The organism is Desulfotignum phosphitoxidans DSM 13687, from assembly GCF_000350545.1.
Classification (GTDB): Bacteria; Desulfobacterota; Desulfobacteria; order Desulfobacterales; family Desulfobacteraceae; genus Desulfotignum; species Desulfotignum phosphitoxidans.
Map to the genome: position 1 here is coordinate 459,547 of NZ_APJX01000002.1, position 14,485 is coordinate 474,031.

14 protein-coding genes are annotated in these 14,485 nt (G+C 48.5%); 4 read left to right on the forward strand and 10 right to left on the reverse strand.

All coding sequences use genetic code 11. The features are described 5' to 3' along the window. Positions 1-50: 50 nt before the first annotated feature. The 3 genes from DPO_RS06655 to DPO_RS26010 form a co-directional block, all read right to left on the reverse strand. A protein-coding gene (locus DPO_RS06655; RefSeq protein WP_456072976.1) for an ISNCY-like element ISDph1 family transposase occupies positions 51-1,531 on the reverse strand; the annotation gives its coding sequence in 2 pieces (ribosomal slippage) (positions 51-1,082 and positions 1,085-1,531; 1,479 coding nt in all). 298 nt (positions 1,532-1,829) lie between these two features. Further along, positions 1,830-2,393, reverse strand: a complete 564-nt coding sequence (locus DPO_RS26005) for a ParD-like family protein (protein WP_236609912.1) — start codon at positions 2,391-2,393, stop codon at positions 1,830-1,832. 131 nt (positions 2,394-2,524) lie between these two features. Next, the gene (locus tag DPO_RS26010; protein WP_006964998.1) at positions 2,525-2,998 is read right to left on the reverse strand and encodes a hypothetical protein; all 474 of its coding nucleotides are present in this window, start codon (positions 2,996-2,998) and stop codon (positions 2,525-2,527) included. A gap of 630 nt (positions 2,999-3,628) precedes the next feature. Here DPO_RS26010 and DPO_RS06675 point away from each other — a divergent pair. The 3 genes from DPO_RS06675 (at position 3,629) to DPO_RS23765 (ending at position 5,685) form a co-directional block, all read left to right on the forward strand. After that, positions 3,629-4,837, forward strand: coding sequence for a flavocytochrome c (locus DPO_RS06675; protein ID WP_006964999.1), 1,209 nt, complete (start codon positions 3,629-3,631; stop codon positions 4,835-4,837). 224 nt (positions 4,838-5,061) lie between these two features. Beyond that, positions 5,062-5,385: a cytochrome c3 family protein gene (locus DPO_RS23760; RefSeq protein ID WP_085939416.1), complete on the forward strand. Its 324-nt coding sequence runs from the start codon at positions 5,062-5,064 to the stop codon at positions 5,383-5,385. 105 nt (positions 5,386-5,490) lie between these two features. Next, positions 5,491-5,685: a helix-turn-helix transcriptional regulator gene (locus tag DPO_RS23765; protein ID WP_006965001.1), complete on the forward strand. Its 195-nt coding sequence runs from the start codon at positions 5,491-5,493 to the stop codon at positions 5,683-5,685. Positions 5,686-6,324: 639 nt separating this feature from the next. Here DPO_RS23765 and DPO_RS06695 read toward each other — a convergent pair. Next, a complete protein-coding gene (locus DPO_RS06695; protein WP_236609913.1) occupies positions 6,325-6,729 on the reverse strand; it encodes a type II toxin-antitoxin system HicB family antitoxin in 405 nt (134 codons plus the stop codon). Positions 6,730-6,783: 54 nt separating this feature from the next. On the opposite strand from DPO_RS06695, the gene DPO_RS06700 reads away from it, so the two are divergent. Further along, on the forward strand, positions 6,784-8,760 hold the full coding sequence (locus tag DPO_RS06700) for an AMP-dependent synthetase/ligase (protein ID WP_006965005.1): 1,977 nt from the start codon (positions 6,784-6,786) through the stop codon (positions 8,758-8,760). A 101-nt stretch (positions 8,761-8,861) separates the two neighbouring features. Here the strand turns inward: DPO_RS06700 and DPO_RS06705 are convergent, their stop codons facing one another. The 6 genes from DPO_RS06705 to DPO_RS06730 all read right to left on the reverse strand — a co-directional run bounded on the left by DPO_RS06705 (position 8,862) and on the right by DPO_RS06730 (position 14,340). Further along, on the reverse strand, positions 8,862-9,152 hold the full coding sequence (locus DPO_RS06705; protein ID WP_006965006.1) for a helix-turn-helix domain-containing protein: 291 nt from the start codon (positions 9,150-9,152) through the stop codon (positions 8,862-8,864). Beyond that, positions 9,139-9,474 carry a type II toxin-antitoxin system RelE/ParE family toxin gene (locus DPO_RS06710; RefSeq protein ID WP_006965007.1) on the reverse strand — a complete coding sequence of 112 codons (336 nt, stop codon included), beginning with the start codon at positions 9,472-9,474 and terminating at the stop codon, positions 9,139-9,141. Before DPO_RS06710 ends, DPO_RS06705 begins: the two co-directional genes overlap by 14 nt. Before the next feature lie 194 nt (positions 9,475-9,668). Beyond that, positions 9,669-12,017 (reverse strand): histone deacetylase family protein, encoded by a 2,349-nt coding sequence (locus DPO_RS23770; RefSeq protein WP_006965008.1) that lies wholly within the window; start codon positions 12,015-12,017, stop codon positions 9,669-9,671. Continuing rightward, positions 12,014-13,018 (reverse strand): sensor histidine kinase, encoded by a 1,005-nt coding sequence (locus tag DPO_RS06720; protein ID WP_040011610.1) that lies wholly within the window; start codon positions 13,016-13,018, stop codon positions 12,014-12,016. The genes DPO_RS23770 and DPO_RS06720 overlap by 4 nt, the downstream gene beginning before the upstream one ends. After that, positions 13,005-13,874: a CBS domain-containing protein gene (locus DPO_RS23775; RefSeq protein WP_006965010.1), complete on the reverse strand. Its 870-nt coding sequence runs from the start codon at positions 13,872-13,874 to the stop codon at positions 13,005-13,007. Before DPO_RS23775 ends, DPO_RS06720 begins: the two co-directional genes overlap by 14 nt. Positions 13,875-13,896: 22 nt before the next feature. Then, the gene (locus DPO_RS06730; protein ID WP_006965011.1) at positions 13,897-14,340 is read right to left on the reverse strand and encodes a hypothetical protein; all 444 of its coding nucleotides are present in this window, start codon (positions 14,338-14,340) and stop codon (positions 13,897-13,899) included. Positions 14,341-14,485 lie beyond the last annotated feature (145 nt).

A 14,485-nucleotide genomic window follows, 5' to 3' on the forward strand; every position in this document is an offset into this window, starting at 1 on the left:
GACACACCTGTAGTGTTTGACGTGCTACTTTTTGATGCGACGGCCTTTTTTTACGCGGCTTTTCGCTGTTCAGACCGTTGCAGCTGCTTCAGCCTTTTTTGTTGTATATGATGACCCATAATCTGGAGATTTCTTGCCAGAACAGACAGACCTACATATCTTTTAAATCCTTGAATGCCATGATCCGGGCATCTGTCCAGACCATGATTTTCCAACCCGTTTATGGCCGATTCCACCGCTGAATGTTTTCTTTTTAAACGAATAAAATCGTCTGCTGTTTCTTCTTCAAATTCAGCCTTGTTGCATCTGCCTTTTTTCGGGAGCACCAAAATGCTCAATGTATCCTTCAGGTCCTTTTTGTTACCAGGTGTATAAAACCCTTTATCAAAACTGCATCCCTTGAGACCAGAAAATTTGTTTTGGGCCGACGTTACCATTGCAACGGCCACTTTATCATCGGTTTCTTGCTCCATCACCCGGTGGTGCAGGATAAACCCATACTGGTCTTCCAGGATGCATACCCGCAGTCCCAATTCTTGGGGAACACCGGCTTTGCCTTTTGAAATCCATTCTGTATGGGGTTCGAAAATTGAAAAAATCTTGTCTTTATGTGGGATCTTTTCATCCTGCAAAACCCGGCGTTTTATCAGGCCAATTTGCCAAAGCGCATAATTGATGTATGTTTGCAACTCTTCCACTCGGGCTTCATTCATAATATCGGAGGACTCCGTCATTTCAATGGTCAATTCCGCTTTTGAAATGTATTTTTCAGCAAGTTCAATATAAGCTTTGTGTGCATCCATGATCTGCCGGGCTCTTTTGGCCTTTTTCTTTTCATCCGCGGATGTGGAATGTTTCAATCGCTGAACTATCCGATACAGCCGTTTAAATTTTTTGATATTATATGCTGATTGCCGCCACATACTCGTTCCAATGCCCTGGCTGATAATAGCGGCAATTTGAATCATTTTTCGGACTGCATCAAAAAGCAGGTTGATGTCTGTGGGAAAATGAACATCGGTTTCAACAACGAATGAATCACACCGTCCCATCAACACCTCTTCGTCCGAAGTTTTTTTTTCATCAGAAGTTTATGACCTTCTTGTACAACCAGGGTGTTGATTTTATCAAGAATGTCAGGTGTCAGAAGCCTGACATTATCTTTTAAGGTCTGGAGCGGATAGGTTATGTCATCGTCCATCATGCCATGACCCAGCATCTGCCTCAATGTTCTGTGGTTGTTCACCATCTCCCGGAGTTTATCGTAATCCCAATTGCAATTGAGCCGTATGGTGCCCATCACAAGAATTTTCCACAGGTCCATTCCCGGACGTCCATTTTTGGAGTCGGTGTCTTCCGGAATCACATTTTTGAGGATGACAAAAACTTTTTCTCGAAGTTCTTGATCGCAATAGATATGCTGGAGCCCCAAAAGTAGCTTGGGAATTTCATCCCTGGCTCTCATGTCAAGTTTGATTTGGTCGATAGGGGTCTGCCCGAATGTCATTTGTGGTTCAAAAATTTTACGCAAAACAACCTCGAAGTTTTGTTGGGGTGTTGAAATTTGAACTGCTTTCTATGACTCTCATTTTTTAAAATCTCTTTAATTATTAATTGGTTATATTAACATAGTAATCAGTTAAAATCAACAAGTAATTCAATTTCAAGTAAAGATTTCAAACAAATTTTAGCCATTATACCCATGAAAAACGTGGGGTTTTGAGTTTTCGGTCACACACTACTTCGTCATCGAGTATCTCTTTCTCCTGCTTGGAGAATTTTTTAACTTTTCGTTCAAAAGATCTGGACTGAAAAATTTTCATTTTTTGTTACCCAAATTTATATTCGCTTGTTTCTCCGTAGTCCAATTCAGCTATACCGATGAGAATCTCTTTTATAAGATCATAAGTTAAATCGGGATTTTCTTCAGCACATTTTCCAATCCGAGCCCAATGTTCAATTTGTCCAGTTAAAGATCGTTTATCTATTTTGCTGAATATTTTGGCGTCCTTCACTAATTCGTCAGTGATTCTTACTGCAGTGGCCATGATATAATTCCCCCTTTTTATTTTTCTTTTAGATATAATGCATAGAATTGCATTTTGCAACTTAAAATTGCGTTTTGAATACACTGTGTTTTTTTTGAGCATGACATCTTCAAATATTTTCTGAAACGCCAGCACCCGGTTATGGGTATCCTGGTTGTTTTTGTACTTTTGATCAAAATCCGGGTGTGCCCGGATGCTGTCTGCAATGTGGATGAATTTGATCCGCTGTTCTTCCGGGGTGGCGCTCCACCCCTGAAACCACCGTTCATTAAAGCGGCGGACAATCTGCCATTCATATATACCTTCTGCATCCAGGGTCTCTTTGAGATCATGCAGGACATTCACATCCGTGGCTCTGGACAGGCTGGTGGCCGTGTAAAAATCATCGAACGCGGTCTGGATCTCTTCCACACGATTGAAAAAATCCAGGATAAACAGGTCTTCGGTTTTTTTGCCCAGATGGGGTGCGGACCGGTTCAGCCGGGACAGGGCCTGGACCGCTTTGCCAGGAGCCGGGATATGGCCTGAAAATACCGGATGGCGGTTTCAATATTCTGGGTTATGACCATTGCCTTGGCTTTGCCCTTGAGTTTCTTCTGGGCTTTTTTGCTGTCAAACAGGGGCCGCTCCAGTCCTTTTGCACCCCGGATGTCTGCTGCGGCAGGATAGGTCTCGATCAACCGGTAGGCGGCCCAGGTAATGGAGTTTGATTTTCCGGACCCTGCCGAATGATGAATAAGATAGGTATGTCCCACTCCGTTTTGTGCGGCATGCCCGGCAAGTTTCCGGACCACATCCATCTGGTGATACCTGGGGAAAAACAATCTTCGTTTGTTCAAAGGATCTTTGGGTCTTCCGGAAAGCCGGATAAAGTGTTGGAAAATATCTGCAATCCTCTCCTGGAGAATGCCAAGGCTTTGCATTCGGAATATCTTGATGTCTGTGTCCATCTGGGTGGCGCCCCGTCCAGCAGGCGGTAGAAGCCGGGCCGGTCCGGGCAGGGCGCCACCTCAATGGGATCAAAGGCAATCCCATCCCGATGTTTTCGGCAAATATGGCCACCCGACAGTGATCGACTGCTTTTCTGGGATAAATCGACTCATCCAGAATAATTGAAGAGACAGGGATTTGGGTGGTTTGTTGAGTCATGATTTTTTCCTCCATGCCATCAGATAAGAGTTGTTGAATCCTGAAACATGGCTGCACTGAAACGGATATGTTACACGAGGTGTCCACCAGAAATTGACAGCCTGTGATCAGACAGTATTTCATCCAGTGAAGAACTGCGCTTTTGATGCGGTATTTCCTGCTTGACAAAGGTAGTTGGCATTATGTCGATTCCGGCATAGATATTGCTATGATCCAGGATAAAAGCGTTCTCACCGGACCAAAGCCAAGTGCAAACCAATCCGTAACTCTGGTGAGTGACCTTAAAGCCCACCCTTGGGCACAATCTGACCTGAGCGGTCAGTAATTCTCAATATAGGGAAGCAATCAAATCCCGACGGAGAGCGTCGGGGCCAAAGGAGGCCATCAATGACGGATCAGAACGACAGTAAAAACAAATTGACAAGGAAAAGGTGGAAGACTCCCCGGAACTGATGTATCAGGACGCAGTGAAAGCCGGTTTGGGCCTCAATCATCCGGAATTGACGATGTTGATGGCCAGGCAATCGGCCGAAGCAGTGGAGTGGACTGTCAAACTGGGAGTCAAGTACAAAGACCGCAATACCCATCTGGGAGGACATTCGGTCCCCCGCAGCTATTACACCACAAACAGCTCGGGTGCCGGTATCGTCCGACCTCAATTGGCCAAGGTCAAGGAACTCGGGGTTCCGCTGGTGACCCGGTGCTACCTGGACCGGATCCTGCGAGATGACGACGGCCGTGTCAAAGGGGTCCGTGTGTACGAAGATTACCGTTTCCCGAATACGGAAAATGGAAAAATGAAAACCATTCGGGCCAACCGGGCGGTCATTATGGCTACCGGCGGTTTTGCCCAGGATATCGCCTTCCGCATGCTCCAGGATCCGAAGGTCGACGAAAAGGTCGAGTCTACGAACCAGCCCGGCGCCACCGCCGAAGGTCTGATCGAGGCGCTCCGCCTTCATGCCAACCCCATCCAGCTTTCCTGGATTCAACTTGGTCCCTGGGCCTGTCCCGATGAAAAGGGGATGGGAATCGGCTATATTTTTGCAATCACTGCTGCGTTTCCCTACGGCATCATGGTGGCGCGCGAGACTGGACAGCGCTTTGTCAACGAACTGGCCGACCGCAAGGTTCGGGCCGATGCCATTATGAAGACCGGCGCCTTTGCCGTGGGAATCGCGGACCAGGAAGGGGTTTTTCGGACGGCCAAGCTGGACACGATGCTCGAACGAGGGGTCGTCAAGAAATTCGATACACTGGATGCCCTGGCCGAGGCGTTCAATATCCAGAAGGACGGGCTGAAAAAAACTGTGGCTGAATACAATGCCTCCCTCAAGGCAGGGGAAGACAAAGCCTTTGGAAAGCCTTTCCAGAAGGACTGTAAACCGATTGTCTCACCGCCCTTTTATGGGATGAACCTGTGGCCGAAAGCGCATCACACCATGGGCGGAATCCAGCTCAATACCGAGGCTCAGGTGATAGATCTTTACCAGAAGCCCATCCCTGGGCTTTATGCCGCAGGCGAGATCAGCGGCGGTGTCCACGGTGCGGTCCGACTCGGCAGCAATGCGATCACGGACTGCATTGTTTTTGGGCGGATCGCGGGAAAGAACGCTGCCAAGGATCGGCCCTGGGCCTGATCTGGGTGAACTAAAATGGGTGGAGGAGGCCGCCCTCCTCCACCTGCTAATCAAGACAGCGGGGTTCCAGCTCCGCAGAAGGGAACCGATGCATGAAATGGAATTACCGAATCTTACTGCTCGCCGCATTGTTCGGCGGAGTAGGTCTGGGTCTGATCGGGCTAGGCATAACTGGCTGTTCCGGGATTAATCGGGGTGCCGGAGAACGGACAAGTGCAGGGAAAATGGAAAAAGAGGTGAGTGAAACGCGGGTCACAGTTAAACCCGTAAATGTTGTAATGTCGTTAAAGCCGCATCATCAGGGGGCCGGTCTATCCTGCGAGGACTGCCATGGGAGTGGAACGCCCCAAGCCATCCGGGCCGATGCCTGCCTGAGCTGTCACTGCACATCGGAAGGGATAGCGCAAAGCACTGAGGCGCTCAAGCCCAACCCCCATGATTCGCTCCATTACGGCCCGGATCTGGACTGTGACCTGTGTCACCACGAACACACGAGGTCGGAAAATTATTGCAACAACTGCCACGAGTTTGACCTGCAAGTGCCCTGATTCCAATGATTCTGGCGCTATTGGCCTCTGCCTCACGTAAATACAGCCTGGTATTCTCCAAAGTCTGACACAGAAACCTATGTACTTTACCTTGAGGAGAAAAAAATGGTGATGCATAACCCACCCCACCCCAGCAAAGTGATCAAGGAACTGTGTATCGAACCGGTAGGAATGGCGGTGACTGAAGTAGCCAAGGGACTCGGGTCAGCAGCGTTTATGAAAGGCCAGTGTCGATATTTTTTACAATCTGTAAAGAAGATCCCCCCCTTTTTTTTAAAAATTTTTCATAAATTTATATGAAAGCCGGAGATGGCCCATATGATTTCTTTTGGGGTCTTGGTATGAATTGTGAATAGATTATATCAAGGGGTTCCAACATTTTCGTTTGTTTAGGTTTTGTCATGGAGAAAAGGCAGAAGTCGTAATTGTTTGGTTCTTAAAAAATATGTGGATTATTCTAGTATTGGCCAGTCACTACTTTTAATAAAAAGGAGAAAGAGCTAATGAATCAATCTGTAAAAAGAAAAGAATATCCTTCCATGCTCCCGGCTTTATCCCTGAATGGTTTCTACGGCATTGCTGTATATAAGAATGTTCCCATTACTAGTTCAAATTGCTGTCTTTCTATCCATCGGCAGAGTATTTCTCCAATTGTTTATTTTCGAATAGTAAAGGAAGGGCTCTTTCCGTTCGAGTAAATTTCCTTAAATCCCAACTGAAAAAAAGGAGGATTTCCATGGTGCGAAAAAAAATTATAAAATGGTGTCCAGTGGATCGAAGCGTATTAAATTTTGACCCTGGATATACATGCAAAGAGAAAAGAAGTGGAAAAGACAGACGGAAGGACGGGGACAGATCAGAATGGACTGCATTAAACCGGAAAGCTTCTTTGGGGAACGGGGAAGTGATACCCGGATATTTCATAGGGTAACACGCTGTTTATTGACTCAACTTGGAGCTGGCAATACGATTGAGACTGATGCCGGATTCAGCAGCTTGTATGGCCAATTTTCTATGGATCTCCGGAGGTCCCCGGACCATGAATTTTCCGCTGAAGTGTTTGATTGCAATTGGTTCGGGAACAGGCTCACCGGTGTTGCCCATGTCTAATAACACATCCGTCACAAGATTTCGGATACCTTTCAGGTGCTGGTCAAACACCGGATCACTGACAACATGGATTTTTTTGAAAACCGGAGCCATGCTGCCGGCGCAGTAATTGTTGCGGTTTGGATACTGTTGGCGGCACTTTGCATCGTGTGGGGGGGAGGCCTTTATTAAAACGCTTGTTTTTTTAACTGATACGTTGCATTGTGTCAGAAAAAATGGATCCCGTTTCAGCAAGGATTCATTTTTTTATAAAATAATACATTTAGCAACTTAAAGAGAGGGGCCTGTATGGCAAATATCGATTATTTTAATCTGCCGTGGAAAGACCAGTGGGAGTGGGAAAGGGTCGATTTGCCGACAGTCACCTGCAAATTTCTTGAAAATTCTGAAAAATATGCGGATAAGGATTTTCAGCAATTTAATCCAGCACTCTATCACGGGGACAGCAACGGCAGCTTGACATGGAAAGAGACGGCTGCCAGAGTTGAAAACTATGCCTGTGGTCTACTGAGCTTAGGACTCGAAAAGCAGGAAATGGCTGGAATCATGTCGGCCAGCGGTCCCTACTGGACCCATGCCGACCTTGCGATTGCCTGCGCAAATGGGGTCAGTGTCGCCATATATCCGACCCTGTCATTCAAGGAAGCATCTTATATCGTCAACGATTCAGGGAGTAAATTCCTTTTTCTGAGGGGGGACAATATTCTTGAAATGATGCTCGACGGGTTTGACCGGATGCCTAAACTTGAAAAAATAATTGTTATGGACAGGGAATACCAGAGCAGCGATGCAAGAATTATAAGCATGGGCGATCTTGAAAAAACCGGTATCGAGTGGAAAAACAACAACCGTCATTTTGAATCGTATACGGCAAGAAGAGACGGGGTTGTCCTTGACGACATCTACACCATTCTTTATACATCAGGCACAACCGGCCGGGGGAAGGGCGTTGTGCTTACCCACCACAACTGCTCAGCCAGAATGAACGGGGTCAATGAATTTTTTGATTACTGCGGCATGGGTTTCAAGCCAGAATATACAACCCTGTGCTTTTTGCCCCTTGCACATATTTTCGACAGGGGATCATGCCAGGGCGCTGCCATTTTTAACGGCTGTACTATTGCCTATGCAGACGCGCCGGGAACGCTTCTGGAAGATCTTCAGAAATACAATCCCCACTGGATCAACTGCGTGCCAAGGCTGTATGAAAAAATATATATTCAGCTGCACGAGAAAATGGGGCAGAGCGGCCTGAAGAGAAAACTCTTTGACTGGGCACTTACCGTCGGTGAAGCCGTTTTCATGCAGCGGTATGATCCTGAAACAGGTGCCTATAACATGGGGCATGATTTTGATATTACCGGCAATCTTTCCTTTGGAATGAGAATAAAGTATAAAATTGCCGACAAGCTGTTCTCAAAGGTCCGGGCATTGTTCGGTAAAAACTTCAAGCATTCTTTTTCAGCCAGTGCCTCCATTTCGCCGGATCTTTTGAAATTTTTCTATATCATTGGCATCAGGGTCAGCGAAGGGTACGGATCAACCGAAAGCTTCAACGCCTGTGCAAACATGCCGCTGAAGGCCTGCAAACCGGGCTCTGTCGGTCTTGAATCAAATGGAAGCAGACTCCGAGTTTCAAGTATAGGGGAACTCGAGATCACGGGCGCGGGGGTGTTTCAAAGATACTGGAACAGGCCCCAGGAGACTTCCGAATCATTTACTTCTGACGGATGGTTTAAAACAGGTGACAAGGTGGAAGTTGACAGGTTCGGTTATTACACAATCGTTGACCGTTTTAAAAGTATTATCTGCCTGTCCAGCGGAAAGAATATCGCTCCGGCAAAAGTGGAATCACTCTTTACCACCAGCCCGTATGTTGAACAGGTTCTTGTTGTGGGTGATGAACGTGCGGTAATCAGCACACTGCTGGTCCCGAACCTTACTTTCTTTAAAGACAGGTTTGACAAACAAGGGATTGAATACGACAAGAGTCAGGTGGTGATAGACACATCTGCGGGAACCCCGATTGTAGCTAAAGTCGGACCGGATTTTATCGAAAAAGGAAATATCAGAGGACTTGTCGCGCAAGAGGTTGCAGGCGCAAACAGGGAACTGGAAACGTTTGAGCAGATAAAACAGTACACCATTCTCTGTGAAAGATTCACAGAACAGAACGGCATGTTGACACCGACTCAGAAAACAAAGAAAAGAGCGATTATAGACAGTTATTCAGCTGAAATTGATAAAATGTATGCCCAGAAATGATTATAAAATCTGGTATAAAATCCTTGACAGGGACGTCCGAAAAAGGCTATCCGGCCAGAAGATCACACGTCAATCGGCAAATGGTATTGGATATGCCAGTTTCAATTGTTTCTTACAAGTTTAATTTGGAGATGACATCCAAGCGCTTCAGCATATTTTTTTAACGTTGCTATTGAAGGCGAATGTTTTCCATTGGTTAAGGAGGACTCAAGCCTTGTGATTGCCGGGGCCTTGGTTCCCATAAGTTCTGCTATATCTGCTTGACTCAACCCAGCCTTTTGACGGGCTTTAAGAAGTTCCCGAAGCAAAGAGAACTCGGGTTCAAGTGCATCGTATTCAAGTTTAACCTTTTTTCTTTTTAATGCTTTTTCTCTTAATTCAGAATGTGTCATTGTTTATTACCTCGCTCATTCTGTTTTTGGCAATTTTCAACTCTTTTTTCGGAGTTTTTTGAGACTTTTTAATGAATGTATGAAGCATGACAATTTTTTTCCGGATCTTCATACAAAAGAACACTCTTGCGATGCCTTCTTTGCCTTTTACACGTAACTCAAAAAGTCCGCTCTCTATAGGTCTTGTATGAGGCATTCCCAAATTCGGACCGAATTCACACATCAAATCGGTTAACCTTAAATACCTTGCCAGCAAACCATCTGGGAATTCAAGAATCTCATTTTCTATTTTGTTGTTATAATAATGTATTTGCCATTTCATAAGTGGTTTGTAACAAATATGTTATGCCTTGACAAGTTTTATTTAGCAACAGTAAATCCCAGAGAAAAATTGCTATTCAGATAATTTGGCAATGCTGCCGTTTTTCCTGAATGGGTATGTATCGTCTTATGATTCATGCCCAATCTCGTTGCCTTTCTGTTCTGGGGAGATACCAAGGCGGTTCATGCGAAATATCAGGGAATTGAAGGCCAGAAAGTTCTGTGGAGATCCATGGCTTTTTTCAGCTCCGGCACGCTGCCGGGTTTCTCCGGAGTCATCCGGCGGATTTTTTCCGGGCTCAGGGTGGGCAGGTCCACCAGCTCCTGGAGTACCCGCAGTCCGCATTCGCGGATGCCCCGGATGCTGTATCCGCCCTCCAGCACAAAGATGATCCGTCCGCTGCAGACCTTTTTTGCCAGCTGTTTGAGCATGTAGGTGATCAGGGCATACCCGTCCGGGGTCACATTCATCTGTCCCAGCGGATCCTGGGCATAGAGATCAAACCCTAAGGCCACCAGGATCATGTCCGGCTGAAACTGTAAGGCCACGGGTTGTAAAAGAAAATGGATGACAGCGGCATAGTCCTTGTCTTCACTGCCTTTTGGCAGCGGTACATTGATGGTGAACCCTTTTCCGGCACCGGTCCCGATTTCAGACAGTTTTCCCGTGCCCGGGTAGCAGGGAAACTGGTGGGCGGAAAAATACAGCACTTGCCGGCTGTCATAAAAGGCTTTCTGGATGCCGTTGCCGTGATGTATATCCACATCCACGATCAGAATGCGTTTTGCCTTGTACCGATGCTGGAGGTAAGCCGCTCCCAGCGCCACGTTGTTGAACAGGCAGAACCCCATGGCCCGGTCAGGTTCCGCATGATGACCCGGGGGACGGATGCAGGCCATGCCGCAGCGGTGCAAAGGATCTTTGTACACGGCATCGATGAGATTGAACACACTGCCGGCGGCCAGTCGGGCCACGGCATAAGACTGGGGGGTGGTCTGGGTGTCCGGATCCAGGGTCGTCAGTTTTTTCCCGGTGGTTCCGGCGATTTTTTCAATATATTCCGGCAGGTGAACCCAGGCCAGCTCATCTTCCGTGGCGGCCCTGGGCTGGACCGGAATGACCCGGTCGGCAAACGGGTCTTTTGCCAGTATGGATGCCAGGGCCCGGGTTCGCTTCCGGCTTTCCATATGGAAGATGCCTTCCAGGTGCTGGTCAAATACGGGATCACTGACCACCCAGATCATGCTGGCCCCTTTCACCAGGATGTGTCTGGACCGGTCGGCATCGTCCTGGGCCAGCACCTGCAGCAGCATCCCGGCCTCAGGTATCCGGCGGTGGTCCCGGGAGACCAGATGTTGGGCGACGGCTGCCAGGCTTTTGTTTTTCCCACCCTGGTTGCAGGTAGAAACCGCCAGGATGGCGATTTTCCGTTTCGGATCATCAGCCGGGATGGATTTTCTCAGGATCGCGATCTGCTGCTTGATACACTGGATCACTGCCGCCTGCAACCGGTCCGGCAGGGTGTCACAGTTCATGGCCATGCCGACAATATACAACAGCAGTTTCTCTTTCGGGTGTTTGAGCAGGTATCCATAAGGCGGCCGGAAATCAAACCCGATGGTGTCATAGAACTGCTCCGCCCCGATTTCCGCATCAAGAACGATTTCCGAAGCCCGGGGAAATCGACTTTTCCACAACAGCCACGCCCCGGCCATCAAAAAGGTGCCCGTTCCCCGGATCCTGGGATAGTCAAGGGTCTGTTCATCCAGAGATATTCCGTTGACTGTTGCCACATAATGGATTTCCAGCCCCGTGTAGAACAATCGCTTTTTTTCCACAAGATACATCATCCCTGTGATTTTTCCCTGGCTGACAGCGGCAAAAAGCCGGTGGGATGCGCCTGTGATAAACAGGTCTAAGACAAAGCGCAAATGGAAAAATTCCAGGTTCAGCTGTGCCAGCTGCCCCAGCGCTGCGTAGGAAAAGGGAAACAAAACAAAATGACAGTCAACGGAGCGCTGCATTTCAATAAAATACAGCGGTTCCTTTGAAGAAAGCGGCATTCCAAAGCTTGCGGGCGGTTCCTGTAACATCTGCTGAAGGGTTTTAAGCCGGGCATTCAGGATATTCTCAAGGTCTGTGCTGCTGCCGGCGGCCCGGATTTTTTTTTTGAGCCTGGAAATGGCGTTAAAGAGTTCAAAATTCACCAGGCAGAAGATGCCGGCCAGATGAATCCGGGTGGCTGCGGCAAAAAAATCCCCGGGAGAGGGGATTTCTTCAATCCGGTGTTTTTCAGCCGCTTCTCCGTATTGGAGCACCAGTCTTTCTTCCACCGGGGCAATGCCATGGTTGAAAAAACTCACCTTCCGGACAAACACCCGGTTATCTTCAAACAGAAAACAGGGGTCTTTTCCAAGACTGCCGGCATCCACCGGGATCCGGATGCGGCCGGCTGCCAGCAGTTCGGAAAGGGCGTAACCGATTTCCGGGTCCCGGCGGGAAATATTTTCAACGGCATATGCCAGATCTTGAGTCCGGATCATAGTCCCTTTAAAAACGACTGGGGTACGGGGGGGGATGACCGGTCGATCCGAAAGGGCAGGTTCACGGTCAGCTGGAGCCCGGTATCGGTTTCATCCGAAAAGACCCTTGCGTTGACTCGGTCGGCATGATAGACGCACAGCGCCAGCCATGGACCGGGTTCCTGGGCCTGGAGTGCATAGGCCGGGTCACTGAGTTGTGTCAGTATGTGTTTGTCAAAATGGCGGCTGGGATAGACCAGGGTCATTTGAACGCCGTCTGATCCGGATTGGGTGGCTATGATCAATTGCCCTTTTGGGATGATATCGGACACCACTGTGAGCAACAGGTTCTGGAAGATCTGGTATACCCGGGAAAAATTGCTGCGGATCATGGGCGGATTTTCTTCACATTCCAGAGTGATTTTGACCTGTTTTTCCCGGAACTGAGGCGCAAGGAGTTCCAGAATGTCCGTGATCATATCATTGATCTGAATATCCTGGATAATCCAGTGATTCCCCGGCGTTCGCGTGATGGTCAGTAATTTGTCGATGGATGCGCAGGAGTGGATGGCTCCTGTTTTGATATCCTCCAGGTTCCGGGCCGCATCCGAAGGGGTGTCCAGGCGGATCAGTTCCTGGGCCAGGGCCGCAGAACTTTCCATATTGATCAGGCCGTCTTTGAGCGTTGCCAGAAAATCCCGTGTCAGTTTTGTGGCGGCAGCCATACGGCTCATTTTCAGCAGTTGCTGGTCCAGCAGCTGGATGTGATGCATTTTTTTTTTCAGCCGCGCAGACAGTTTTCCAATGTGCCAGGCCATTGCGGCGGTACCGGCCAGCACCCCGGCTGCCAGCAGTATCAGGCCGAGAACCGGTGATGAACTCCGGTACAGGATCCACAGGGCCAGACCGGCAAACACACCTGCGGCCGGCACCAGTGACACGCCTGCCGCTGTATACCATGCTGGCCGGTTAAATGGATAGGTATTCCGGGCCGGTCCGGGGGGATGTTTATGCCTCTCCATATTCCTGTCCATTGTTTTCCCGGTCCGTTGACATGTGATAAAAAATATCTTTGAGTTGAATGATTCCCATAAATTGATTGTCCGCCATCACGGGCAGACACCGGAGGTGATGATCGATCATTTTTTGGGCCACCTGGTCAAGGGATTCATCCGGTAACGCATAAATGCCGGTTGCCGTTGTCATCACGTCCCCGATTCTTTTTGAGGGCAGCCACTGGGGATGTCTGGTGAGCGTTTCCCAGCAGACAGATTGTCCCGGGTTTTTTTTCCGGGCTTCATGGATCAACAGGTTTTTTGAGATCATTCCCCGAAGCCTTGATTTGTTGTCTGTTACATGCAGGGTTTCACGCAGGCCGACCGTGCCCATGGCATTGAATATTTCCAGGGCTTTTGTCAAGTCATCGGTGATGTCCAGCGGAATGAACGCTGCATTGGTGATTTCTTTGACCATGCGCCTGGGCCACAGCACCGGGCGGCGCTGGATTTGTTTCACCGCGGCAGCCTGAAGGATTTTTTCCATCAGAAGATCAATATCACATGGTTTGAACAAATAATCAAATGCCCCTTCACGGATGGCCAGAATACCGGTTTCCACATCTGCATGACCCGTGAGAATGATCACCGACGCTTCCGGTTCCAGCTGTTTCATCGCCAGCAGGGTCTCGATGCCGTCCATTTCCGGCATGCGTATGTCCAGCACCACCACGTCCGGCCGGGTTTTATTCATCATTTCAAGGGCATCCAGCCCATTGTGTGCCATAGAAACGTCAAATCCCCGGGTGGCCAGCAGCCGGGAGACATTTCTGGCAAACCGGACCTCGTCATCCACGATCAGTATCCTGATTTTTTTTTCCATACGATCTCCTGTTCATGGCATGTCAGATCAGCTGCACACAAAACCCGATCAATCCCATTAAAGCACCGGCCCAGATGGTATGGGACCAGGGACCCTTGCGCACAGGCTGAAAAGTCACGGGTTCGTTTTTTTGTTTTCCGGCTGCCTGCGGGTGCCTTGAGGCGGCCCTTTCGATTTTTATCCGGTGGATCAGATTATAGACCCAGTTCCAGCTGATGGAAACCAGAAATATAAGAAAAAGCCCTGCCAGCAGATGACCGGGGGCAATATTTTTGCCTGCCATGGCCGCACCGATTTTTTCCGGATTGAGCGGTCCTTCCACTGTACCGAAAAATCCCAGGTAATACAGCCAGATGGACCCTCCCAGAGACACCAGGGTCACCATCAGCCGCATTGCCTGTTGTCGGATAAGCCGGTTGTCATCATTGCATGGATAATTACCTATATGTTTTTTGGTTTCATTCATTGCTTCTCTCCTTTGTCAATTGCTGTAAAATCGGGTCGGCCTGGTTTGCCGGCTGAATCCGGTGTTCTGTCACTGAATGGTCAGGCCGGAAATGATCCGTAATTTCCGGCCTGACACACTGGGGACCGTCTGTGCTGCCGTCAGG

Excerpts from the sequence above, each read along its gene's own strand:
- DPO_RS26010 (WP_006964998.1), bottom strand. The coding sequence starts at position 2,998 with ATGGACACAGACATCAAGATATTCCGAATGCAAAGCCTTGGCATTCTC.
- DPO_RS23760 (WP_085939416.1), top strand. The coding sequence starts at position 5,062 with ATGGAAAAAGAGGTGAGTGAAACGCGGGTCACAGTTAAACCCGTAAAT.
- DPO_RS23765 (WP_006965001.1), top strand. The coding sequence starts at position 5,491 with ATGGTGATGCATAACCCACCCCACCCCAGCAAAGTGATCAAGGAACTG.
- DPO_RS06700 (WP_006965005.1), top strand. The coding sequence starts at position 6,784 with ATGGCAAATATCGATTATTTTAATCTGCCGTGGAAAGACCAGTGGGAG.
- DPO_RS06705 (WP_006965006.1), bottom strand. The coding sequence starts at position 9,152 with ATGACACATTCTGAATTAAGAGAAAAAGCATTAAAAAGAAAAAAGGTT.
- DPO_RS06710 (WP_006965007.1), bottom strand. The coding sequence starts at position 9,474 with ATGAAATGGCAAATACATTATTATAACAACAAAATAGAAAATGAGATT.
- DPO_RS23770 (WP_006965008.1), bottom strand. The coding sequence starts at position 12,017 with ATGATCCGGACTCAAGATCTGGCATATGCCGTTGAAAATATTTCCCGC.
- DPO_RS06720 (WP_040011610.1), bottom strand. The coding sequence starts at position 13,018 with ATGGAGAGGCATAAACATCCCCCCGGACCGGCCCGGAATACCTATCCA.
- DPO_RS23775 (WP_006965010.1), bottom strand. The coding sequence starts at position 13,874 with ATGGAAAAAAAAATCAGGATACTGATCGTGGATGACGAGGTCCGGTTT.
- DPO_RS06730 (WP_006965011.1), bottom strand. The coding sequence starts at position 14,340 with ATGAATGAAACCAAAAAACATATAGGTAATTATCCATGCAATGATGAC.